A 23647-nucleotide genomic window follows, 5' to 3' on the forward strand; every position below is an offset into this window, starting at 1 on the left:
AACGGAGACAGGCGGATGTTTCGCCTTGCCAGTCAGGCTTTTTGCCATCAACCTTCACCCCTGTTTCATTTCCAATTTTTCAAATTCATGTTAGCACAGCTGCCGCCCCTGAATCTTTGTTATTGATGTCTGTTTATTCTCATTCTTTGCTATTGTTGTCCTTTGATTGAATGGGATAAAAAAAAGGCGAAACTAAAGTTTCACCTTAGTTTCGCCTTTTCAAGCAGTCAACCTGATATCAATGCCTGAAGCCGGGTCTTGAACAAACCAAGCGTTTTCTTGATGCTCAACGGCATAACCTGAGCTTTTCAGTTTTTTTACGATTCGGTCCAGTTCCGCCTGACTCGGGAGGAGAACCGTGTAATACGCCATACCTGTCGCATCAAGTGGAGCAAATGGCGCATGTTGTCCGGCCCAGATGTTTAAACCGATATGATGATGGTAGCCTCCGGCAGAGACGAAAAGCGCTGACATGTGCTGATAATCTCCCGTGATATCAAATCCCAGCACAGCGTGGTAAAATTCTTTCGCCTGCTTCAAATCTCTGACGTAAAAATGGACGTGTCCGATTTTAGTTTCAGGGGGAAGACCTTGCCATTCGTGGCCATCGGCTTCTTCAAGAAGACCTTGGACATCAACCGGTTCCGTGCCCATCACGTAGTTCCCCTGTTCATCACGCTTCCATCCCTCGCGCGGGCGGTCACGGTAGATTTCAATTCCGTTTTGATCAGGATCTGACAAGTAAAGCGCCTCGCTGACAAGGTGATCTCCCTGGCCGAGTTCGATACCTGAGCGGAGCAAATGCTTCACGGCCATGCCGAGCTGCTTTCGATTTGGAAGCAAAATGGCAAAATGATAAAGGCCTGCTGCCGATCTTTCAGGCAGCACAACAGCATTTGGAATTTCCTCAATAATCAGAAGCGGATTTTTCCCGTCAACTGTGAACTCCGCCGTTTTGCCGTCCCGTTTTAATACTTGAAAACCGATCACTTCCCTGTAAAAAGAAACCGATCTTTCAAGACGGCTCACCTTCAGCTTGACATATCCGAGCTCAGTGCCCGGGTGAATTTGCTGCGTCATCTGTTTTTCCTTCTTTCCTTGATTTCAGGATCACTTCCCCAAGGGACAGCATCCGACTTCCGCTCAAGCCCAAGTATACAGACATGGCAAGAAGCGCTACATCAAATTCATAGCCTGCGCCTCCATCCGTTCCCATGAAACCGGCGGAGAGCTTAACAGTGAAAATGGCCCCCAGCATGACAATCGCAAATAAAAGGCCAATCACACGCGTACCGAGCCCGAGAATCATTAAAGCCCCTCCGGCCAATTCGATAATCGCTACGATATAGGCGAGAAAGCCCGGAATTCCGACACTGCTGAAAAATCCTACAGTATTTTCAATCCCACCTTGAAATTTTGAAAGCCCGTGAAGCAAAAATGTAAGACCTGTAACCAAACGTAAAATAAATGCACCTAATTCGTATTTGTTGTTCATTATTTTCTCCTCTTGTTTATTTTTTATTTAAAAGACCAATGACGTACGCCAACTTTACCCATCTATCAACATATCATCCGCATAAGAAGTCTGCAGTGTCCTCCTTTTTTCGCTCGTTACTTACTTTGTGTAAGTTAGTATATATAAATAACAAACTTACGTCAAGACATTTTATGAGCTTTGCTCATTCATTAATATACCGTTATAATAGACCTAGAGAGGTGAGGAATATGAGCCTATCATCTTTATGTCCGAAATTCGAAAAAGGAATGAAAATGATAAGTCAACGCTGGAACGGATTCATCATTCACCAGCTTCTTAACGGCCCGCAGCGGTTTTGCCATATAGAATCTTCCCTTCCCATCAGCGGAAGGCTGTTATCCGAAAGATTAAAAGAACTCGAACACGAGGGCATCATCCACCGGCACGTGTATCCAGAAACTCCGGTGCGGATCGAATACTCCCTGACTGAAAAAGGACAGGCGCTCGAATCGGTCCTTAAAGGAATGGAAAAATGGTCGCAGGAATGGATCGATCTGGACGACGCCAATGAACGGGAAAATCATTAAAAAAGGCGTGCATCTCAGGTGCATCGCCTTTTTGTTTTGCCGTTTTATTCCGCATATTTTTCAGTTCCCGCCTTTTTCATGCTTGCCTGAACATCAATTTTTAATCCTCATATATTAAATAGGGAAAGATTACATCCTGAGAGGAGAAAGAAATGCGGAGATGCTTAAAAATATTGGTTCTGATTAAAACGTTTTGGAAGACCATGCCCAAACATGAAGTAAAGTATAAAATGATGAAATCTCTGGAGGAGTTTGCCGAAGTCATGTACTGGCATACAGACGGCTATCTTCCGGATATATTGGACAAAATCCAATTTCGCCCTGATTTCATTTTCCACTACGACATTGCCTACGGCTTCTCATTATCCCCAAACATAAGGGGGCTCAAGGATACAAACATCCCCACCGGTGCGTTTGTGATCGATTCTCATTTTAATAAACATATCAGAAGCAGTTATTTCGAAGAAAACCAGATTGATTTAATTTTTTCAGTGACAAAAGAGCATTTTTTAAATGAATATCCCCAGTACGAAGAAAAATTCAGATGGGTCCCATGGGCAGTTGATCCAGAAATATTCAAGGACTGGAAGTTGAAAAAAACGATAGACTATTTGCTCATGGGGCTCGTGCATGAAGGAAACAAAAGATACCCTCCAAAAGGAAAGTACCATTTTAGGGAAGCTGTACTGCAGACCATGAAGCATGAAGAAGGGTTTGTTCACCACCCCCATCCCGGCAATGTCATAACTGATGAAGAAGAAATCAAGCAGGCTTTTTTGAATGAAAAGTATGCCCAGGAACTGAACAGGGCCAAGATATTTTTCACGTGCGGAAGCACCCTTCGCTATCCGTTGTTAAAATTTTTTGAAGTTCCTGCCTGCAGAACGCTGTTGCTGGCGGAACCAAATCAAGATATTTACGATCTTGGTTTTAAAGACGGCACCCATTTCATTGCTTGTGAAGTTGAAGACTTTTATGACAAAGCAAAATACTATCTTCAAAACGAAAAAGAAAGGCAGCGTATCACAGACAACGGCTACCGTCTCGTTCATTCGCGGCATACCTATCATGCGCGCGCACAAGAAATAGCAGACGCGATAATAGATTTTTTGGAGCAGCGGAAACGGTGATGAATGGATCCATTTTTCTTATCCGGCGGGATTGTTCCCGCACGCATTTTCTTTCCGGACATATAATTTCTATTACTGATGATTTAAAAGATTTCGAGGTGAAAAACATGGGAACGGAAATGCCCGCTGAGTTTTATGATCAATTTATTGACCGACATCTGATTCCGCTTGAAAAAAGCCCTTGGAAAAAGGTGTATGAAGAAGCTGCACGTCTATTGCCGGAGTCCAAAGATGAAACGATTGTTGATATCGGCTGCGGCACAGGGAGATTCGCAAAGCTTTTATATGACAAAGGATACAGAAAATATTTAGGCATCGATTTTTCCAAAGGAATGCTTGAAGAAGCCAAAAGGTATAATCCCTCGTTTACTTTCATCGAAGGGAATGTATATGACGAGGCGATCGTCCGGATGCTGCAAAAATACAATGTTTTTGTTTTGCTGGAAGTATTAGAGCATATCGAGAAAGACAAAGCGTTTTTATCAAGTCTTCCTCAAGGAAGCGATATGGTGATTTCTGTGCCTAACTATGATTCACGCGCCCATGTCCGCCACTTCAAACATATTGACGAAGTCATCGAAAGATACGACGGCATATTGGATTTTCAGGGCAGCGAAAAAGTCGTCATTAAAACATCTGAACAGCTGAAGAATGAAATTTACGTGCTGAACTGCAAAAAAAGATAATAAGCGGGAATTGGCATGCAGCGAGCTAATGCGGATAACCTGTGAAGCGTTAGCTTGTCTCTGCATCAAAAGAGCATCCCCCCAATCGTACATGCAAGTCTCCGCAACTTGCATTTGTCGTTTCAGGAGATGCTATTTTCCCCGGCACAATTATGATTGATCCAGCAGCTTCTCAACCCTTTCACGGACTTGCGGAACCGAAAGACCGATGATAATTTGCAAGGCTTTTCCGTTTCTGACGACACCGTGAACGCCAAAGGACTTAAACGTACCGTCCGGCTCCACTTTCGATTCGTCATACACGCTGACTCTCAGTCTTGTCGCACAATTCGTCACTTCAGCTATGTTTTCTTTTCCGCCGAGCGCTTTGATGCAAAGAACCGCCTGATCGGCTTCATCCATTTCTTGCGCCGCAGAAACCTCTTTTTCGGACTCTTTTTTCGCCTTGTAATCTTTTTTCGAATAAAATTTAGTCTCCTGCTGCTGGTCTTTTTCACGCCCCGGTGTGGCAATATCCAATTTTACAATCAAGAACCTGAATACGAAGAAGTAAATGGCGGTGAAAGACAAGCCGATCAAAATTTGAAAAATATAAGTGCTGCCATGCTGATGAAACAGAGGGATCCAGTTGAGCGTTAAAATCTCGATTAAACCGCCGCCCATATTTCCGACCACCCCTGCAGCATACATCAAGGTTGCCATCGTCGCGGCCAAGAGACTGTGTACGAAAAACAGCAGCGGCGAAATGAACAAAAACGTAAATTCGATCGGCTCCGTGATCCCCGCAATCACCGCTGTCAGCGTGATCGGAATCAGCAGACCGGCAACGATTTTCTTCTTTTCTTTTCTGGCTGTTACATAGATCGCGAGCGCGATCCCCAGAATTCCGAAGATTTTAGAGTTTCCGTGGAGCGCGAATCCGCCTTGAGGAAAGAGCTCTTTCAACGGCTCAGAGCTTGCCGAGAACTCGCTGAGATGCTGCGCCCAATAGGTGACAATTCCGCCTTCAACTACGGCCGGACCGAATACAAATGGCGTGTAGATGAAGTGATGCAGGCCTGTAGGGATCAAAATCCTTTCCAAAAATGTGTAAACCCATACACCGAATGCTCCTGAGGCGACAAGGAAGCTTTGCAGCGACGCAATACCGCCCTGCACCATCGGCCAAATCCACGCGGTCGCAAGCGCTACCGGAAGCATGATCGCGAATGAAATGATAACGACGAATGAAGAGCCTTGAAATATTCCTAAAAAATCGGGCAGCTTCTTATCAAAGTAGCGGTTGTGGATATAAACGACAATCGATGAAATCAGAATCGCCCCGATAATGTTCGTATCAAGGGTTTTGATCCCGGCGATTTCCGCAAGCCCGCTTGTTCCTCCAGCTTCCTGTGTCATATCAACACCGAAAACATCTCCCCATAAAGTCAAAATGGCGCTGACAAAATAATTGAAGGTCAGATAGGTAGTAAGCGCTTCCAAACATGCCCGCGCCTGCGCTTTTTTCGCCAGTGCGATCGGAATTCCGACCGCAAACAAGAGCGGCATTTGCCTGAAGACAGTCCAGCCGCCTTCCTCAAGGATATACCAGAATTGATACCAAAAGGTGTCCTGACGGGCGAGCGATCCCATCAGCTGCTCATTTTTAAATAATGTGCTGAGGCCCACGACGATCCCGGCAAAGGCAAATAGCAAAACCGGCACAAACATAGCGCTTCCGAATCGCTGTACTTTTTGCATCAATGCGAATCCCCCCTGTTATTCCTGATTTTTCTTTTCTTCAGCATAGTCGACATAGCTGCGAAACAGCGCTTCCCCAACGAGAAAAAAGGGCGCAAAAGCGGTCAGCTCTGTTTTTGGATAAACCGTCACCGTCTGGCTCGGCGCATAGAGATTGTAAGGCGTGAGCTGGGCGAGCAGATTATTTTTCAAATTCGTCAACGAGATAAAAGGAATGCCTTTTGCCGACAGAGACTGTGCCTGCGGAATCAGCGACGGGGTTTCTCCTGACAGCGAAATGATGATGATCAGATCGGCCGGGCTAAAATCGGGAAACATGAGGTCGAAATCGATTTGATCTTTGATCACCGTCAAATAACGGTGCTGAGAAACAAACATTCGCTGCAGCTCATAAGCGCACGTCGTCTGAGCCGTACCTGAACCATAGACAAAAATGCGGTCTGCTTCGTCAATGAGCTGACACATCTTGCGCAAATCCGTATTTTTTAAATACTTCATGCTTGCTTCCATGTCCCTCATGAGGCTTTCAAAGGAACGGCAATCTTCCCGCTCTTCTTCCCGTTTCTCAGCCTCCCATTTCAGAAACACCCTGAACTCGCTGTACCCGCTGAAATCCAATTTTTGAGAAAGCCTTAAAATCGATGTGCGGGACACGTTGCATTTCTTTGCTAATTCGTTGATGCCCAGCTTGTAGCAAGTGTCTTGATGGTTCAAAATATATTTCAAAACATGAAAGTCGTTTTCGTTCAATTTTTTATAATGCTTGTTCATTAATTCTTCCAACTGCATCATTTTCACCCCATTTATTCTCTGTCTCTATTATATAAAATACGAGAATAAATGGGAGATATGCCTGGGCTGACCGGTATGGCTCAGGAGCCCAGGCGCTTTCATCCTTAAAGCGACGGCTGAAGATGTTCCGCGGAGAGCTCCGGCCAATATGCTTTGTTCGCTTCAATCAGATCATCGAGAATCAGTTTGGCTGTTCTTGCATTCGGCACGGTGCGCGACAAAATCAGAGCCTGCCAAAGCTTTTGATACGATTTTTCAATCCAGGCTTCAACGACAAGCTTTTCAACAGACACCTGCTGTTCCATCAGCCCTTTTTGGAACTGCGGTATCTTGCCGATTGTGATCGGCTCCGGACCGTTTTTGCCGACAATGCAAGGCACCTCAACCATCGCCGATGAATCGAAGTTTTGGATCGCTCCGTTATTTTCAACAATTAAAAGCATCCGTTCACCGGTATTAAAAGCAAGGGCGCGCGCAAGGTCGACAATATATGAAGCATGGTCATCAATTTTGATTTTGCTGCCGGCGCTGGATTGGGCTTTTGCGATTTTTTCACACTCGCCGAAAATGAATTTTTCCCGCCCTTCCATTACTTCGTTCGCCCGCGTGAATTCAGGGTTTGATTTTTTCACCATGTCATCGGGATAAAAATAATATTGCAAATACGTATTTGGAAGCGTCTCAGGATCGAGTTCATATACTTCCCGCGCTTTTTTGAACGTGTCGTTCCAGCTGGCCTCAGCCTTTTCATGTTCATGTTCAGGAATATAGCCGAACTTCCCGACGTGCTCCTTGATCGCCGGCATCAGATCATTGCCGTTTTTATCACAAATTGACGTCCACCAGCCGAAATGATTAAGACCGTAATAACGGACGACCATCTCTTTCCGTGATGACAGCCCGAGAATTTGAGCCATCCTGTCTTCGATACCGATCGGCATATCGCAAATGTTCAGCACTTTTGATGTCGGCCGCAGCCTTCTCGTCGCTTCGGCAACGATTGCAGCCGGGTTTGAATAGTTCAGCATCCACGCCTCAGGTGAATAAGTTTCCATATAATCAATGAGCTCAAGGACGCCGCCAATCGACCTCATTCCGTACGCAATCCCTCCGGGTCCGCACGTCTCCTGGCCGACGACTCCGTATTTCAGAGGGATCTTTTCATCGAGCTCGCGCATTGCATATTTGCCGACTCTGATATGAGCCATAACAAAATCAACATCGGAAAACGCCTCTTCCGGATCGGTTGTCGCTAAAAATTGAATGTGCGGAGCCCTTTCTCGAACCAACACTTCACAGGCGCCGGCTATCTTGTCTTGCCGCTCCCCATCATTGTCATACAATTTCAGCTGTCGGATCGGGAAATCATCCAAATTGTCCAAGAGCATCAATACAATCCCCGGGGTAAATGTGCTTCCTCCGCCTGCAATGACAATCGAATACGTTTTATCCATTTTTAAAGCCCCCTTATAAGCGTTTACAATTTACTTATATCATGCTGAAGGAGCCGTTCCAACTGGTTCGGCAAAGACAGTTCCTATACTCGCGTTCTGTTTATTTTCCCGAAAAACGGGAACTTTCCCGGCCGTTTCATGTCGTGTAGAATAAAGGCAATTAACTGAATTGGAGTGTGTTGTTGATGCTGATCGCAATCGGTTTATTTTTGCTGGCGGGCTTGGCTGAAATCGGCGGGGGCTATCTCGTATGGCTGTGGCTGAGGGAAGCCAAACCGCTGTGGTACGGGATAGCCGGAGGGCTGACTTTAATCATTTACGGCGTAATCCCGGCTTTTCAGGCGTTTCCATCGTTCGGGCGCGTCTATGCCGCATACGGGGGCGTATTTATTATACTGGCTGTGCTTTGGGGTTGGCTGGTGGACAAAAAAACCCCCGACCTCTATGATTGGGCCGGGGCTGTGATCTGTTTAGCCGGAGTCAGCGTCATGCTTTGGGCGCCGAGAGGTTAAAGGTTATACTTTCGAAGCCGCTTGTAAAATGTGCTTCTTGGAATTCCGGCCAGCTTGGCCGCTTCGGACACATTTCCTTTCGTTTTTTGCAAAGCTTCCATCAGCGTTTGTTTTTGAACACGTTCTCTGAATGTGAGCCGGTCTTCTTCAGAAGGCGCACCGCTTTTCCAATGGAGTCCGTCCAGCACCGCGCTGTATTGGGACGGATCAATCAGCCCGCCATCCGGAAATAAAACCCTGAGCCTTTCAAACGTATTAAAGAGCTCACGGACGTTTCCCGGCCAATGATATTCTTGAAGCCGCTTGAAAAAAACCGGCGGAAACTCGGCCTTCCACCCGTGTTGCTGCTGATAGTGGCGGAACAAATCAGGTATGTCCTCTTTGCGCTCTCTGAGCGGCGGTACTTTTACCGGATAAACATGAAGGCGGTAATACAGATCTTCACGTATCTTTCCTTTTTGGAGAAGATCTTTCAGATCACGGTGTGTTGCTGTGATGATTCTGATGTCGAGGGGAACTTCACGGGTTCCGCCGATCGGAGTGACCTTCCGCTCTTCGATGATCCTTAAAAGCGCCACTTGCATCTGATAAGGGATCTCACCGATTTCATCGAGAAAAATCGTACCGCGGTGAGCCTGTTCAAACTTCCCTTTTGAACCGCGGCGCTTTGCTCCTGTAAATGCGCCTTCGGCATAGCCGAACAATTCGCTCTCCATCAAGCTTTCCGGAATGGCGCCGCAGTTGACGGCGATAAAAGGCCCGTTTCTCCGGGCGCTTGCCTGATGAATGGCCCTTGCGGCAAGTTCCTTTCCGGAGCCCGTCTCCCCCCATATGTATACATTCGCATCCGTCTGAGCCGCAAGCCTCATGTCGTTAAGCGCCTGCTGAAACGCCCGGCTTGTTCCGGTTTCTCCCGGATAGATGAAACGGGATACGAGTGATGGAGCTGTTTTTTTGCGGCACACTTCAGCCAGTGCCATCGACTTTCCGAGGGGCCTCCCGTCTTTTGCGGAGAAAATCGGCTGCTTGTGCACGCCCGTAAACCCGCGCTCATACAGATCATTGACATCCATTCTCCTCCAGTCGGAAAAACGTTCCCGCACCGGTCTGCTCGCAGCTACGATTTTGTCTTTTTCATTGCAGACGATAAACGGCTGATCCGAATCGATTTTTTCAAGACAATGGCTGATGAGCTCGGCTTCGTTTTTTTTCGTGTGTACGCTGACCTCGCGCTCGATGGCGTGTGCGGCAGTAGCAGCCATCCCAAGCATAAAGGGATGCCTTCTATCCGTGAGACAGGAAATATCGATCAAACCCATAACAGTGCCGTCTTCATCGCGAATCGGTGCAGCAGAACAACTCCAATGATGGGATGCCACCGAAAAATGCTCGGTCCCGTGAATGGTGACAGCTTCGCCGATTTCAAGTGCGGTTCCGATGGCGTTCGTGCCGACTTCTGTTTCCGTCCAGCGCACCCCCTCAACAAAATTGATTTTTTTCGCCTCTTCAAGCGTCCTCAGGCATCCGGCCAAGCTCAATACGTACCCGTCGGCATCGATCAGGAGCGCCATCATTTCCGACTCTTTTAATTCACGGCTGATATTGTGTAAATAAGGCAGGGCGATATCGAGGAATAACGAGTGTTTCTTTTTTTGAGCGTTGAATAAATCCTTTTTTAAAATTGACTGTCCTTTATCTAAATACGGATTTACATTTCGGCTTTTGCAGCGGTACCATGATTCCATGACTCTTTTGTTCAAGCGGGCCTGGTCAAGAAGCCCCTCCTGAACAAAGCGTTTCCACGTATTTAAATAGCAGGGCGTCGGATTCATTCCATCCTCTCCTAATGCTTTTTCCTCATTATATTATAAAAGCGCTTTCAATATCGATAAAAAAAACTCCGCACTTACCTGTTGTGCGAAGTTTTCCATTATTCAACAGTGAACCGCCTGACCTGTGGCTTGCAGCAAAGCTTCGTGAATCGTTTCCGAAAGAGTCGGATGAGCCGCGATGAAGTGCTCCATTGCGTCTGCCGTCAGCTCAGCGTGCATCATCACGGCTGCCTGGCCGATCAGTTCGGTTGCTCCCGGACCCACGATCGAAACCCCGACAATTTCCTGATACTCCGGCTCTATGATGATCTTGACCTTACCGGCAGCTTCATTTAAAATAAGCGCTTTTCCGTTTGAAGAAAACGGAAATTCACCGATACGAACATTCCCGTAGCGCTCCCTCGCCTTTTTTTCATTTAAGCCGACGCTTGCGATCTCAGGCGAGGTATAGATGCAGCGCGGAATGATTTCACTGTTGACCTTCATGTCTTTGCCTGAAGCATGGGATGCGGCGACGGTTCCTTCGTGAAAAGCGGCATGCGCCAGCTGAACCCCGCCTGTGATATCCCCGCACGCATAAATATGCGGAATGTTTGTCTGCATATGTTGGTTGACATGAATCCCTTTCCTGTCATATTGGACTCCGATATGCTCAAGCTTCAGATCAGCCGTTCTCGGTTTTCGGCCGACGGCGACCAGACATCGATCCGCTTGAATATTAAAGCTGTCATCGCCATTTTTCAGAAAGACGCGCCGCCGGGCAGGATCAAGACGCTCCACTTGTACAGATGTGAAAACACGGACGCCGGACTCTTCGAGACTTGTGTGCAGAAAGGCGGCAATATCCGGATCTTCCTCAGGCAAAATCTGTTCCGCTTGCTCGGCTATAATTACGTTCGCCCCCAGCCTGCTGTATATACTTGCAAATTCACAACCGATGATTCCTCCGCCGATAATAAAAATCGTTTCAGGGATGGACGGCAATGACATAGCATCTCCGCTGTGGATGATCCAATTCCCGTCAAAAGACGCAAAAGGCAGTGCGGCAGGTTCCGCTCCTGCCGCTATAATCACATGCCCGGCATTGATGACCTCCTGTTTTCCGTCCTTTTCAACAAGTATGTCGTGTTCCGACAAGAACGATGCTTTTCCTTGCAGCACCTTGATTTTATTTTTATTCATCAAATATTTAATACCCCCGGCGAGCCGCTGAATGATCTCTCTCTTACGGCTTTGGACGGCCTCCCATTGAACCGTCGGGCTTTCGCCTGACAGCCCGATGCCGAATGCGCCTGCGGACTTTACTTTCTCGAGTATATCGGCGCTCTCAAGAAGCGCTTTTGTCGGTATGCACCCTTCATTTAAACACGTCCCTCCAAGGGGGCCATCTTCAATCAGGATGACTTCTCTGCTATTCTTGGCGGCTGTTATCGCGGCCACGTAACCCGCAGGTCCCCCTCCTATAATCGCGAGTGTCACAGTCTATCCACCTTCTCTCTATAAAAGAATCGATGCAGGATCTTCCAAATATTTTTTGACATCTGAAAGGAATGCTGCAGCAGGCGCACCATCAAGCGCGCGGTGATCAAAAGTCAGACTGAGCGGCAGAATGGCGCCCTTTGTCAGTTCTCCGTCTTGATAAAAGGGGGCCGAATACATTTGGCCGATTCCGAGTATCCCGGTTTCCGGCGGATTTAAGATCGGCGTAAAGTGCTCGACACCATATGCGCCGAGATTTGTAATCGTAAATGTCGATCCTTCTATTTCGTCGTGCAGAAGCCGGCCTTCCCGCGCTTTTTTGGCGTACCATTTGATTTTTTTGGCCAGATCGATCAGCGGGAGCCGCTCGGCATGGCGGATGACGGGAACGGCCAGGCCTTCGTCCAAAGCGGCCGCCATTCCTAAATGAACATGCTCAAAGGTCGTAAGCCTTCCGTCTTGATAAACGCTGTTCATGGCCGGATGATCCAAAAGCGAAAAAACAGCTGCCCTTGCGGCAAAATCAGTGATCGTCAGCTTTGTATCATACCTGGATTGGGCTGTTTCATTAAGCTGTTTTTGCAGGGCTGTTAATTTCGTGATGTCCGCCTTCATCGTAATCGTCAGCTGGGCGCTGTTTTGCAGGCTTTCCGTCATTCTTGCGGCAATCGTTTTCCTCATCGGGCTTGCCGGGGGACGATCTTCCGCCTGATCCGCCTGCTTGTTCGGCCTGTCGGGAAGCGCCTGCAGCACATCCGCTTTCGTAATTCTCCCCCCGGGCCCTGTGCCTTTCAGCGTTTTGACGTCTATATTTGCGCTTTGCGCGATTTTGCGTGCAGCCGGAGAAATTTTAATCCGTTCTTTCGGGGGATCCGGCTGTTTTGTTTGACTTTCCGGCGTTTGTTCGTTTTCATTCCCGATCTGGCAGATGACCGTTCCCGGCGGCACTCCCTCTCCTTCGGACACTTTGATGTCCAACACGGTTCCGTTTGCCGGAGATTCGATTTCCATTTCGATTTTTTCGGAATTGATGCTGGCAATGCTTTCTCCTTTTTCAACGGCTTCACCGACTTTTTTATTCCAGACGGAAACCGTACCTTCTTTCATCGACATTCCCAATTTCGGCATGACAACCTCGACAGCCATGTTCTCCTCTCCTTTCCAATCTTTACACCGTATGTGCTGAGGTTTCTCCTAGCATCTCAAGCACGGTGTTCGCCACTTTTTCCGGTGTCGGCAAATACAGGTCTTCAAGAGGCGGTGAAAATGGCACCGGCGTATGTGGAGCCGTCACCTTTTTAACCGGTGCGTCAAGCGAATCAAATCCTTTATCTGCCGCCAATGATGCGATATCCGCGGCGATACTGCATCTCGGATTGGCTTCATCAACGATCACAAGCCTGTTTGTTTTTTCTACAGATGAAAGGACAGCCTCTTCATCAAGCGGCGAAAGACTCCTCGGATCAAGGACTTCGGCTTCAATTCCCCGCGCTGAGAGCTGTTCCGCCGCTTGAAGCGCCGTATGAACCTGTTTGCCGACTGCGACAATCGTTACATCAGCGCCTTTCCGCTTGATATCGGCTTTTCCGATCGGCAGCGTGTAATATTCTTCCGGCACATCGCCTGTCATGTTGTACAGCGTTTTGTCTTCAAAAAAGATAACCGGGTCCTGATCCTCAATCGCAGCAAGTAATAAGCCTTTCGCATCGTACGGGGTCGACGGCACAATCACTTTCAGGCCGGGAATGCTTGTAAATAGAGCATACAAGCTTTGCGAATGCTGGGCGGCTGCCCTAAAGCCGGCGCCGTGGGTCGTCCGGATCGTAATCGGAACTTCCGCTTTGCCGCCAAACATGTAGCGGAACTTCGCTCCCTGGTTCAGCACCTGGTCCAAACATGTTCCGATAAAATCGTTAAACATCAATTCCGCGATCGGCCTTAAACCTGTTGAAGCCGCCGCCATGGCTGCGCCGATGTACCCCGCTTCACTGATCGGCGTATCAAGGACGCGCTCCCGTCCAAATTCCTGAACAATCCCTTTCGTGACGCCGAGCACACCGCCCCATGCTTCATCATCCTGCAGATGATCGACATTCGCTCCTCCTGCGACATCTTCCCCCATTAAAATGACGTGATCGTCCTTTCTCATCGCAAGTTTGATCGCTTCATTCAATGCGGCTGACATGCTGATTTCCCTCGTCATGTTTCCTTCCCCCTTCATGAATTAATAGGATACATATACATCTGTCAGCAGTTCGGTTTCCTCCGGATAAGCGCTTTTTTCGCTGAATGCAACCGCTTCCTCGACCGCTTCTTCAACTTCTTTTTCAATCCGCGACTGCTCTTCTTCACTCATCAGCCCTTTTGCCAGCAATTCGCTTTTGAACGCGGCAATGGCATCTTTTTCTTCCTGATGCACCGCCTTTTCTTCATTTGTTTTGTAGCGCTGGGCATCTCCTTCAAAATGACCGTAGTTCCGGTATGTCATACACTCAATGAGCGTCGGTCCTTCTCCGTTTTTGGCACGCTCTATCGCCCGGCCCGCAGCCTGGAAAACCGCGGCCGCATCTTTTCCATCCACGCGAATGCCAGGAATCCCATAGGCGGCCGCACGATCTGCGATCGACTCGCAGCTTGACGCATAGGAAAACGGCGTTGCTTCGCCATACCCATTGTTTTCGGCGACAAATATGACAGGCAGCTTCCAAATGGCGGCAAGGTTGATCCCTTCGTGAAACGTCCCTTGGTTGTTGGCGCCGTCACCAAAAAAGCAAACGCTTACATTTTTAGTCTTTTTATACTTTGCAGTGAGGGCAGCTCCGCAGGCCAAGGGAAATCCCCCGCCGACGATTCCGTTTGCGCCTAGCATCCCTTTGTCAAAGTCTGCGATATGCATCGATCCGCCTTTGCCTTTGCAAAGTCCTGCAGATTTTCCGTATATCTCGGCCATCATCCCTTTCAAGTCGCACCCTTTTGCAATGCAGTGCCCATGGCCGCGGTGTGTGCTCGTGATGGTGTCTTCATCATTCAGATGAGCGCAGACGCCCGCAGCAACCGCTTCTTCTCCGGCGTAAAGATGGACAAAACCCGGCAGTATTCCTTTAGCAAACAGCTGATGAACCCGATCTTCGAAATGGCGGATTTCCAGCATTTTTTGATACATCCACACCGCCTTTTCCTTTGTCAGTGCCTCTTCCATATGAAAAAACCTCCTGTCTTTTTTTACTCACACGTTATGATGCAAAAATCGTGCCAACTCTCCGACGCAAACATGAAGCTCTTTTTAAGCGGACACCCTTCCAAAACAAGAGACAAAACGAGACAGGTGTCTCAATTTGTCTACTTCATCAGTTGCGGAAATGTCTTTGCCGCAGTTAGAATGAACGGTAGAGACGAAGGAGGTTTTTTTCATGAAGAAAGCGTATGTTTTTTTAATCAGCGGATTTGAAGAAATCGAAGCGATAGCAACGATTGATATTTTACGGAGGGCTGAAGTCGAGACCGTCACCGTCTCGCTTGATCCATCCCGCAGCGTGAAAGGCGGGCATGACATTGTCGTCGAGGCAGACGTCATGTTTGAGGATGCTGATTTTCAAAAAGCGGATATGCTGATTCTTCCGGGCGGAAATGTAGGCAGCAAAAAAATGCTGGAACACCAGGCTTTGCACAAGACGCTGACAGAAGCGGCGGATGCAGGAAAATATGTTGCCGCTATCTGCGCCGCAACGATGACGCTCGGAAAAACGGGGCTTGTCAGCGGAAAAAAAGCGACCTGCTATCCCGGGGTTGAAGAACATTTGACAGGAGCGGATGTCACTGCAAATGAAACTGTTGTCGCGGATGGAAACATCATTACATCCAGAGGCCCGGCGACCACGATTCCATTTGCCCTCAAGCTTGCCGAATTGCTGAACGGCAAAGAAAAAGCCGATGCAGTTGCCAATGGAATGCTCGTCTGCTAAGACGGCATTCCTCTTTTTTATCCAATAAAAGAACGGTATTGACATCATAAATCTTAAAAGATATGATATTTAAAAAGTAATTCCGTAAAATCAATAATTGTAATCTCATGCAAAAGAGCTTTAGCATTCGGCTATAATCCCATTATGGTCGCGTGAAAAAGCAACTTTACCATGCATGACCTTAACATTTTGATAGGACGGTATATTTCATTTTCCCTACCTGCCGTGTATAAGGAAAAGAAATATACCGTTTTTCAGGAGGATATAACATTGAAAAAACAGAAAGTGACGAAGGGGTCTTTGGAGGCGGAGATCAGCAAAACCTTAACCCAATGGGAAAAAGACTATTTGGGCCGCGGGTCTGTGTCTGTTAAAACAGATATTCTCAGAAACATGGTCATCATTTCCCTGAACGGTATTTTGACACCCGCCGAATACGAACTTTGCAGTACAAAAGAAGGCCTGCTGTCAATTAAAAGAACCCGCTCCGGTTTGGTGGAATCGGGTATAGAACAACTGAGCCGCATAATGAAGGAGCTGACCGGTGAAGAGACGATCAGCTTTCACACGGATATCAGCACCCGCACTGGCGAGCGGATCATGGTATTTAAATTGGCAAACGACCTGCAAAAAAAATTGGCATAGAAAAACGGAAGATCTTTAAAGCATGAACATGAGTTAAAGATAAGCCGGTATTATTCAGAAAGATTGGCTAAATGGGCCGATCCTGAATATACCGGCTTTTTTTACGTTTTCAGAAAGGAAGGCAAGACATGAAACAGTATGTTCTTTTCCATCATCCCGACGGAGGGATGCCGGATGTTTGATCTGCTAGATTCTTTATTTTGGCTGAAAATATTTTTCGCGTCGCTTGCGCTTTGTTTGTTCAGCGCACTGCTCGTCCTGAATCGAAAGGTTCCATTGGCATATATACGGATTCACGCCAAGATCATCGCCCTGCCGCCGCTTGCCGCGCTGGCAGCATTGATAACGGTGAATCCCGGGCAAGCTGGAGCTCCGTGGCGCTTGGATTCGCTGGCTTGGTTAATCGCCTTGTTTGTCTTGACCATCGGCTTCATCGTCCAGCGCTACTCTGTCCGGTATTTGTTCGGTGACCGCTCCTACCGTAAATTTTTTGTGCTGCTGACGCTTACGACAGGAGGCGCTTCATGCGCCTGGCTGAACGATGATCTTCGCTGGCTCCTCTTATGCTGGGGTATCACGCTTTTCGGCTTGACCGCGCTAATCGGCTTAAACAGCGCGTGGCAGGCGGCCAAAAATGCCGCTTTATATGCGGGCCGGATCTTTGCGCTCAGCTGGCTGGCGATAGCAGCAGCCGCTCTTTGGCTGTCTCTCGCGACAGGTCACTGGCAGCTATCATCCGCCATAGCGGAGGAAAGCCTAGCACAGCTCAGCTCATGGGAGAAAACCGGGATCGGCCTCCTTATCATTTTAACGGTGATGATTCCTGCGGCACAGTGGCCGTTTCATCGCTGGCTGCTCGATTCTGCAATCGCCCCGACTCCCGTTTCCGCGGTCATGCACGCCGGACTCGTAAATGTAGGCGGCGTCATGCTGACCCGTTTCGCACCGATGTTCAGCGGTGATGGGCTGCAGCTTATTCTGCTTGTTCCCGCCGTCTTTTCCGTCTTGCTCGGAACAGGCATGATGATCGTCCAGACGGACTACAAGCGGCAGCTCGCAGCTTCAACGGTCGCGCAGATGGGTTTTATGCTCGTCCAATGCGCATTAGGGGCCTATATTGCGGCTGTTATCCACCTCATGTTACACGGCCTGTTCAAAGCCGCACTTTTCCTGCAAGCCGGGTCAGCGGTGCGCCGTTATGAATCGTTCGCATCTAAACGGGGCAAACCGGCTCTTTTCTGGAACATGATAGGCGGCGTCTTTGCTCTTACTGTCGTCATTGGAATCTGGGTCTCAGCTGCAGACGATGGCTATCAATTGATCAGCGCCCTTGTTTTAGGCTGGGCACTGTTCATTGCTTGGAGACAGCTTGTCACAGCCAATGACGGACGCGTCACACGAATGGCCGGGCTTTTCATTTTAACGGGGGCTTCACTCGCGTTTACCATCATTCATTCCGGTTTACACGGGCTCCTGAAGGAAGCTGTTGTACAAGGGGCGCAGCCGCCTGCAATGGCGGCCGTTTTAACGGCAGTCATTTTGTTAGCCGGCAGTGCGGCCGGCGCCTTGATCGTTCGGCAGCGCTTTGCATGGTCTGGCGCACTTTATCTGCGTCTTGTAAAAACGGGTGAGCCTCATTTTGAATCGGTCGAAGAACGGCCGAATTATCTTGACCAATATCTTACTCAAGGAGGTCGTCAATCATGAAAGCAGCACCGACATTGTCTAAACAATTGATCTTCAAATATGAACATCAGACAGCTGACTTTAATATTGATGAATCGGTTCAATCAGCAGCACGGGTCATTGCGCCGCTTTGGCCGATTGAAACTTTTGCCGCGCGCCATCCGTGGATGGGTCTTGAAGAACAGACATTTGAACAGACGGCCCGGCAGCTTAAACAGCAGCTTCATGTTGATATTTACCCAAAGTCCTCCATTTTCCGCTCCGCAAAACAAAGGGGAGAAATCGATGAGGCCATTCTTGAAAAAAAGCTGACGCATTGGCTCGATTCACATCAGCCCGGCATGCAGAGGGAAACAGCGGAAGCGTTTTGCAAAGCCGCGCTCAAGCTGGACGAAATCCCTGAACAGCTCTTGAGATCCCGGCAAGTCGAAAAGCTTGCCAAACAAGCAGCGCGCGGGACAATCGATGATCAAAAAACACGCTTGATCAAACCGCTCAGCGTTTTTGCCGGACAAAAAGCCGCTCACCTTCTTGATCATCATGTGATTAAATGGTGCAAGCTGTTTCTCGATGAATCACAGTCGGCATGGCGGCTTCCGCATCGCGAGAAAGGGTTTTACAGCGCTTGGCGGCAGCTTGTTGAACATGATCCCGCCCTGGCGCGAGCGGAACGCCAACGACTGAAAGGGTGGCCGGAAGAGCCTCGGGACGCGATGAAAAGAGCACTCCGAGCGCTTGATATTTCTGATGGAGACGTTCAGGCATACCTTGAAGCTCATTTGCTCTCTCTTCCGGGATGGGCCGGGATGATGCTTTGGCGTTCCCAGCAATCGCAGGACGAACAAGGGCTGCTTCTCGAGTATTTGGCCATCCGGCTTTCAATGGAATGGATGCTTATTGAACCTTATTTGCCGCTGTCTAAGCCAAAACCTGAAAAAGAGATGCAGGTCGTTCCTTTGATTGCGGCCTGGCTGCATTGGGGCGGCCTGACGCCTGACGAATGGCTCAAACTTTCAGCAGCAGAGCAAAAAGCGAGATTAACACTCGCCCGCCGCTTTGATGATCTAACGCGCAGGCGCATCTGGCTGGAAGCATGGGAACAATCATACGCTGCTGAGGTAAGGAACCTCATCACGGCAAACAAACCTGCCGCTGCCGCCAAAAGTGAAGCGGCGCTGGCCCAGCTTGCATTTTGTATTGATGTCCGTTCAGAGCCGTTCCGACGGGCATTGGAAAAGTCAGGCCCTTTTGAAACGTATGGAACAGCGGGCTTTTTCAATCTGGCAATCGAAACGTGTGAACTTGGCACTAAGCACACTCACAGCTCTCTGCCGGTCATCCTTAAACCTCAGCATCGAGTAAATGAAACGGCCGATGAATCAAGCTTTAAATCGTATCAAGAACATAAAAAAGCAGCAGCTTCGCTGAGCTCCGCCTTTAAAAAGATGAAACAGAATCTATTGGCGGGTATGCTCCTTCCCGAAGTGAGCGGGCCATGGCTGAGCCTGCAAATGGCCGCGCGCAGCCTGGTCCCCCGCGCAGCCGGGCAAGCTTTCCGGAATGCGCGGAAAACATGGCTGAAGAAGCCTCAGGCAAAGCTCTCGCTCGATCGCACGGAAATATCTGAAACCGGCATTCCGGTCGGATTTACAGAAGAAGAAAAAGCCGCCTATGCCAGACAGGCATTAAAGATGATGGGGATCACTGACCGGTTCGCTCCGCTCGTTGTCATTTGCGGGCACGGCAGCAGAAGCACGAATAACCCTTATGCATCGGCACTGGACTGCGGCGCCTGCGGAGGCGCATCAGGCGCTTTCAACGCACGCGTCCTAGCCGCTTTATGCAATCTTCCGAGCGTCAGACAGAGACTCCGCTCCGACGGCATTTTTATTCCGGATGATACGGTATTCGCCGCCGCAGAGCATATTACAACATTGGATGAACTGCAGTGGCTCTATGTACCTGAGCTTCCGGCTAAAGCTCAACAAGCGTTCGACCGCATCAACTCGGTGCTTCCCGATGTGAGCCGCACTGTCGGAGCCGAACGCTTAGAAGAGCTGCCGCAGCTCGGCTACCAAAATCCGCGGAATGAAGTTGAGCGCTTCGCCGAAGATTGGAGCGAAGTCCGCCCCGAATGGGGGCTGGCCCGAAATGCTTCCTTCATCATCGGCACACGCCGGCTTACACGCGGAGCCGATCTTGAAGGAAGGGCTTTTCTGCACAGCTATGACTGGCGAAATGATGAAGACGGCTCCATCCTCAGCGGCATCATTTCAGGGCCTGGAACTGTAGCCCAATGGATCAATCTGCAATATTACGCGTCAACCGTTGCACCGCATTATTATGGAAGCGGAAATAAAGCAACTCAAACCGTCACTTCAGGCCTCGGCGTCATGCAAGGAAATGCAAGCGATCTTTTGGCCGGCCTCCCGTGGCAGTCCGTCATGCGGTCAGATGACGAAATCTATCATGCACCTCTTAGGCTGCTGATCGTGATCGAAGCGCCGGATGATGAGATCGAACGGCTCCTTGACCGCGATCACAGCTTCCGGCAAAAGGCGGAGAACGGATGGATTCATCTGGCATCTATTAATCCGGAGGGAAAATGGAAGAACTGGACAAACACGATAAATGAATGAGGTGAAATGTCATGGAAGAAAATAAAAAAATACTGATGATTATCGGAATGGAGAAACAGCTTGAACAGACCATTTGCCGGGCAGCAAATATTCAGCCGGAGGATACCCTCGTTTTAAAAAGCGTCTTCCCTGATATTTCACAGCCCTACGGTGATTTGATGAGGGATATCATCACCCTTGTCCACCGGAACAAAGCGGAAGAAATCTGGATTGTCCGCGATAAATACGAACAAACGGCAGATGAATCTATTTCTGACCTTTTAAATAGAGACAAAGATTTAAGCGATAGAATGCAAACTTTAGAGTACCTTTTCCAAAACTGCAGTCCGGAATTTACGCAGAGCAGCATTGATGAATGGCTGTCACCGAGCGAAAACGTGGCCGAAGGCGTACAAAAAAGCGTCGCGGCCATCCGCCGGCACCCGTTAATCCCTTTGCACGTCAAAGTGAAAGGATTTCTAATCGAAAATTCGATTTTAACGGAAATTGAAGCCTTAAACAAAAACGGAGCCCGATAACAGGGCTCCGTTTTCTTAAACACACCATTCTTTACACGACAGCAGACCGCTGATAAAATCTCTGAATATGCATGGTAATGTAGCACAGCTCTTTTTCCGGAAATTCAAAACCATACTCCCGCTTCACAAATGCCCCGATTTCTTCTGCGCACATAAACGCTTGTCCAAACTTCTTTTTAATGAGGCTGATCATTTCACCATCCATTTCGTAAAATGTCTCTCCCGATTCGATATGCTGAATGGCGAAACGGAGATGGTTGACAAGCCGCTCATACGAAATCGTCTCATCCTTTATTTTAATGTTGAGTTTGTTTTCGATGATCTCGATAATATCTTTGATCATCGTTGTGAGATCGAGCGTTTTTGTCATATCTCCCGCGTTTGTTTTGGCTGTATGAATATGAAGTGCAATATTGGCGACTTCATCCTCCGGAATATCGATCTTCAGCTTTTCTTTAATGAGGGCCTTTGCCCAGCGGCCGATTTGAAATTCTTTCGTGTAGAGGACTTTGACTTCTTGAAGCAGCGGATTTTTAATGACCATTCCCTTGCTTAACCGTTCTATCGCGAATGATAAATGATCTGAAAAAGCAACATGGATTCGCTCATTGATTTTGATTCCGAGCTCTTTTTCCGCATGAGAAATAATATCCTCCGCCACCTGAATATGATCTTCCGGCAACGTTTTTAAGATCTCCTCAAATTGGCGGTATTCTGATGAATCTTTCATTACGAATATTTTTTCAATTTTAGATCTATCGACAATATCATTCTTCTTTTTTTGAAATGCGATTCCGGAACCTAATACGATCTTTTCCTCGCCGCGATCCTTGACGACGAGCGCATTGTTATTTAAGATTTTTTTTACTTTCATAGCTGCCTTCCTTTCATCCTGTTTTAATGAATGAAAACGGAATTATTCTTTTTCATCTTTAAAGCCAAGACACAAAGTCGCAATGAATGCTGAAATCACCGCAATCGCAAAAGCGATTAAATAATGAATGAGATTGGCGGTGCCGAGAGGAAGAATGATTGAAATCATCGGGATGCCGGACAATCCGTAAGAGTTTGCCGCAACGTGTGTGAAGACGGCGTATGCACCTCCGATCGCGCCTCCGATCGATGCGCCGATAAACGGCCTGACGAGCTTCAGGTTGACGCCAAACATGACAGGTTCGACGATTCCCAAAAAAGCGGTGAGAGAAGCCGGAATCGCAATCTTTCTGATGCCGGCATTCTTTGTTTTCAAAAATACGGCGAGTCCCGCTCCTCCCTGCGCGACATTGGCCATCGACCATATTGGAAGCAGAAAATTGACCCCGTATTCGGGATCTGCGAGCAGCGACGCTTCAATCACATAAAAACTGTGGTGCAGGCCGCTCAAAACGAGTAAGGAGTAAAGCCCGCCAAATAAAAATCCGGCGCAAGCCCCCGCAAAATGATAGACAAACCCGAGACAGCCGCTTACGAAATGGGCGATGATCAGTGAGAGCGGCCCCATGATAAACAGCGCGGCAAATCCGCAAGCCATGACTGTAATAAACGGTGCGACAAGCAAATCTAAAGAACGGGGGATGATTCTTTTTAAGAATTTTTCGATTTTGCTCATTATGTAGACGGATAAAAGAATCGGAATGACTGTCCCCTGGTATCCGATCAAAGGGACTTCAAGGCCGAATACTTCGATGGATTCCGGCTTTTGGCTGCCGAGCAATGAAGGATCAAGCAAATCGGGATGGGTCAGAATTCCGCCGATGACAGCGCCTAAAAACGGATTCGCTCCAAACTGTTTAGCCGCACTGAACCCGATCAGCACAGGCAAAATGACAAACGCTGAGCTTGAAAAAATGTCGAGCATTTTCATCAGCGGGCCGCCATAAGCGCCGAGGCTGAATTCTTTAAGCACACTGATGAGACCCATGAGCAATCCGCTCGCAACGATTGCAGGAATGATCGGCACAAAGATGTCTGACAGCGTTTTGGCAAATCGCGTCAATACGTTCATGTTTGGCCGCACCTCCCGTGCTTCTTCAAAAGGAGCCGGATCGCTGTATTGGATCATTTCTTTATAAATCTTATTGACCACACCTGTACCGAAAATGATTTGGAACAAACCGTATCTGAAAAAAGTCCCCTGCACAGACTCCATCTTTTCAATAGCAGCTATATCGATTTTTTCTTCATCTCTGACATTGAAGCGCAGCCTTGTCGTACAATGGCTGATGCTGATGATATTCTCCGCGCCTCCAATGAGGGGTAAGAGTTCTCTTGCAATCTCTTTTTGCAGCACCCGGATCTACCTCCTCCAATTTTTCTATCCTATCAAATCAACAGAAGACGATCAAAATGAAAAATGTGCCATTACATCTAAAGACCCCGGCGAAAGGAATAAAAAAAGACCTAAAACATGCGAAAGCATCAGCCGATAGGCGCAAAAAAGCACACTAAGGTCTGCGGTTCCTTTAGCACATTTTAGGTCTTGCCTGCCTTACCAGTAACAATCCCGAC

Annotated in this window: 21 protein-coding genes; 9 read left to right on the forward strand and 12 right to left on the reverse strand. The window is 48.2% G+C overall.

The window, feature by feature from the left end; genetic code table 11:
- Nucleotides 1-219: 219 nt before the first annotated feature.
- Nucleotides 220-1080 (reverse strand): VOC family protein, encoded by an 861-nt coding sequence (locus tag KI350_RS17580; RefSeq protein WP_212930547.1) that lies wholly within the window; start codon nt 1078-1080, stop codon nt 220-222.
- The gene (locus tag KI350_RS17585; RefSeq protein WP_212930548.1) at nt 1052-1495 is read right to left on the reverse strand and encodes a DoxX family protein; all 444 of its coding nucleotides are present in this window, start codon (nt 1493-1495) and stop codon (nt 1052-1054) included. Before KI350_RS17585 ends, KI350_RS17580 begins: the two co-directional genes overlap by 29 nt.
- A gap of 230 nt (nt 1496-1725) precedes the next feature.
- On the opposite strand from KI350_RS17585, the gene KI350_RS17590 reads away from it, so the two are divergent.
- The 3 genes from KI350_RS17590 to KI350_RS17600 all read left to right on the forward strand — a co-directional run bounded on the left by KI350_RS17590 (nt 1726) and on the right by KI350_RS17600 (nt 3880).
- The gene (locus KI350_RS17590; protein WP_145652948.1) at nt 1726-2064 is read left to right on the forward strand and encodes a winged helix-turn-helix transcriptional regulator; all 339 of its coding nucleotides are present in this window, start codon (nt 1726-1728) and stop codon (nt 2062-2064) included.
- A gap of 152 nt (nt 2065-2216) precedes the next feature.
- A complete protein-coding gene (locus tag KI350_RS17595) occupies nt 2217-3194 on the forward strand; it encodes a glycosyltransferase family protein (RefSeq protein WP_212930549.1) in 978 nt (325 codons plus the stop codon).
- Between the two features lie 107 nt (nt 3195-3301).
- A complete protein-coding gene (locus tag KI350_RS17600) occupies nt 3302-3880 on the forward strand; it encodes a class I SAM-dependent methyltransferase (RefSeq protein WP_026580631.1) in 579 nt (192 codons plus the stop codon).
- Between the two features lie 150 nt (nt 3881-4030).
- Here KI350_RS17600 and KI350_RS17605 read toward each other — a convergent pair whose 3' ends face one another.
- From KI350_RS17605 to glvA, 3 genes are all read right to left on the reverse strand, one after another.
- The gene (locus tag KI350_RS17605) at nt 4031-5623 is read right to left on the reverse strand and encodes an alpha-glucoside-specific PTS transporter subunit IIBC (RefSeq protein ID WP_212930550.1); all 1593 of its coding nucleotides are present in this window, start codon (nt 5621-5623) and stop codon (nt 4031-4033) included.
- Nucleotides 5624-5638: 15 nt separating this feature from the next.
- Nucleotides 5639-6409 (reverse strand): MurR/RpiR family transcriptional regulator, encoded by a 771-nt coding sequence (locus tag KI350_RS17610; RefSeq protein WP_065644606.1) that lies wholly within the window; start codon nt 6407-6409, stop codon nt 5639-5641.
- A 107-nt stretch (nt 6410-6516) separates the two neighbouring features.
- Nucleotides 6517-7866 carry a maltose-6'-phosphate glucosidase gene (glvA, locus tag KI350_RS17615; protein ID WP_065644605.1) on the reverse strand — a complete coding sequence of 450 codons (1350 nt, stop codon included), beginning with the start codon at nt 7864-7866 and terminating at the stop codon, nt 6517-6519.
- A 182-nt stretch (nt 7867-8048) separates the two neighbouring features.
- Between glvA and KI350_RS17620 the strand changes: the two genes are divergently transcribed.
- Nucleotides 8049-8378 carry a YnfA family protein gene (locus KI350_RS17620; protein WP_162157329.1) on the forward strand — a complete coding sequence of 110 codons (330 nt, stop codon included), beginning with the start codon at nt 8049-8051 and terminating at the stop codon, nt 8376-8378.
- On the opposite strand, the gene KI350_RS17625 is transcribed toward KI350_RS17620, so the two are convergent.
- The 5 genes from KI350_RS17625 to KI350_RS17645 form a co-directional block, all read right to left on the reverse strand.
- On the reverse strand, nt 8375-10210 hold the full coding sequence (locus KI350_RS17625) for a sigma-54-dependent Fis family transcriptional regulator (RefSeq protein WP_025810199.1): 1836 nt from the start codon (nt 10208-10210) through the stop codon (nt 8375-8377). The genes KI350_RS17620 and KI350_RS17625 overlap by 4 nt on opposite strands.
- Before the next feature lie 102 nt (nt 10211-10312).
- Nucleotides 10313-11689, reverse strand: coding sequence for a dihydrolipoyl dehydrogenase (lpdA, locus tag KI350_RS17630; protein WP_025810201.1), 1377 nt, complete (start codon nt 11687-11689; stop codon nt 10313-10315).
- Between the two features lie 18 nt (nt 11690-11707).
- Nucleotides 11708-12835: a dihydrolipoamide acetyltransferase family protein gene (locus KI350_RS17635; RefSeq protein WP_025810203.1), complete on the reverse strand. Its 1128-nt coding sequence runs from the start codon at nt 12833-12835 to the stop codon at nt 11708-11710.
- 22 nt (nt 12836-12857) lie between these two features.
- On the reverse strand, nt 12858-13892 hold the full coding sequence (locus KI350_RS17640; RefSeq protein ID WP_025810205.1) for an alpha-ketoacid dehydrogenase subunit beta: 1035 nt from the start codon (nt 13890-13892) through the stop codon (nt 12858-12860).
- Between the two features lie 21 nt (nt 13893-13913).
- The gene (locus KI350_RS17645; protein ID WP_025810207.1) at nt 13914-14888 is read right to left on the reverse strand and encodes a thiamine pyrophosphate-dependent dehydrogenase E1 component subunit alpha; all 975 of its coding nucleotides are present in this window, start codon (nt 14886-14888) and stop codon (nt 13914-13916) included.
- A 211-nt stretch (nt 14889-15099) separates the two neighbouring features.
- Here KI350_RS17645 and KI350_RS17650 point away from each other — a divergent pair, with 211 nt between their 5' ends.
- From KI350_RS17650 to KI350_RS17670, 5 genes are all read left to right on the forward strand, one after another.
- Nucleotides 15100-15651, forward strand: a complete 552-nt coding sequence (locus KI350_RS17650; RefSeq protein WP_025810208.1) for a DJ-1 family glyoxalase III — start codon at nt 15100-15102, stop codon at nt 15649-15651.
- Between the two features lie 270 nt (nt 15652-15921).
- Nucleotides 15922-16296 (forward strand): Na-translocating system protein MpsC family protein, encoded by a 375-nt coding sequence (locus tag KI350_RS17655; RefSeq protein ID WP_016886253.1) that lies wholly within the window; start codon nt 15922-15924, stop codon nt 16294-16296.
- Between the two features lie 174 nt (nt 16297-16470).
- Nucleotides 16471-18003 (forward strand): NADH dehydrogenase subunit 5, encoded by a 1533-nt coding sequence (locus KI350_RS17660; protein ID WP_025810210.1) that lies wholly within the window; start codon nt 16471-16473, stop codon nt 18001-18003.
- A complete protein-coding gene (locus tag KI350_RS17665) occupies nt 18000-20621 on the forward strand; it encodes a DUF2309 domain-containing protein (protein ID WP_025810212.1) in 2622 nt (873 codons plus the stop codon). The genes KI350_RS17660 and KI350_RS17665 overlap by 4 nt, the downstream gene beginning before the upstream one ends.
- 11 nt (nt 20622-20632) lie before the next feature.
- The gene (locus KI350_RS17670; RefSeq protein ID WP_065644603.1) at nt 20633-21139 is read left to right on the forward strand and encodes a carbonic anhydrase; all 507 of its coding nucleotides are present in this window, start codon (nt 20633-20635) and stop codon (nt 21137-21139) included.
- A 31-nt stretch (nt 21140-21170) separates the two neighbouring features.
- On the opposite strand, the gene KI350_RS17675 is transcribed toward KI350_RS17670, so the two are convergent.
- Nucleotides 21171-22013 carry a PRD domain-containing protein gene (locus tag KI350_RS17675; protein WP_065644602.1) on the reverse strand — a complete coding sequence of 281 codons (843 nt, stop codon included), beginning with the start codon at nt 22011-22013 and terminating at the stop codon, nt 21171-21173.
- 42 nt (nt 22014-22055) lie between these two features.
- Entirely contained in the window at nt 22056-23426 is a 1371-nt protein-coding gene (locus tag KI350_RS17680; RefSeq protein ID WP_065644636.1) for a sucrose-specific PTS transporter subunit IIBC, read from the reverse strand.
- Between the last annotated feature and the right edge of the window lie 221 nt (nt 23427-23647).

The sequence above is a fragment of the Bacillus sp. J41TS8 genome (assembly GCF_018333035.1).
GTDB lineage: Bacteria > Bacillota > Bacilli > Bacillales > Bacillaceae > Bacillus > Bacillus paralicheniformis.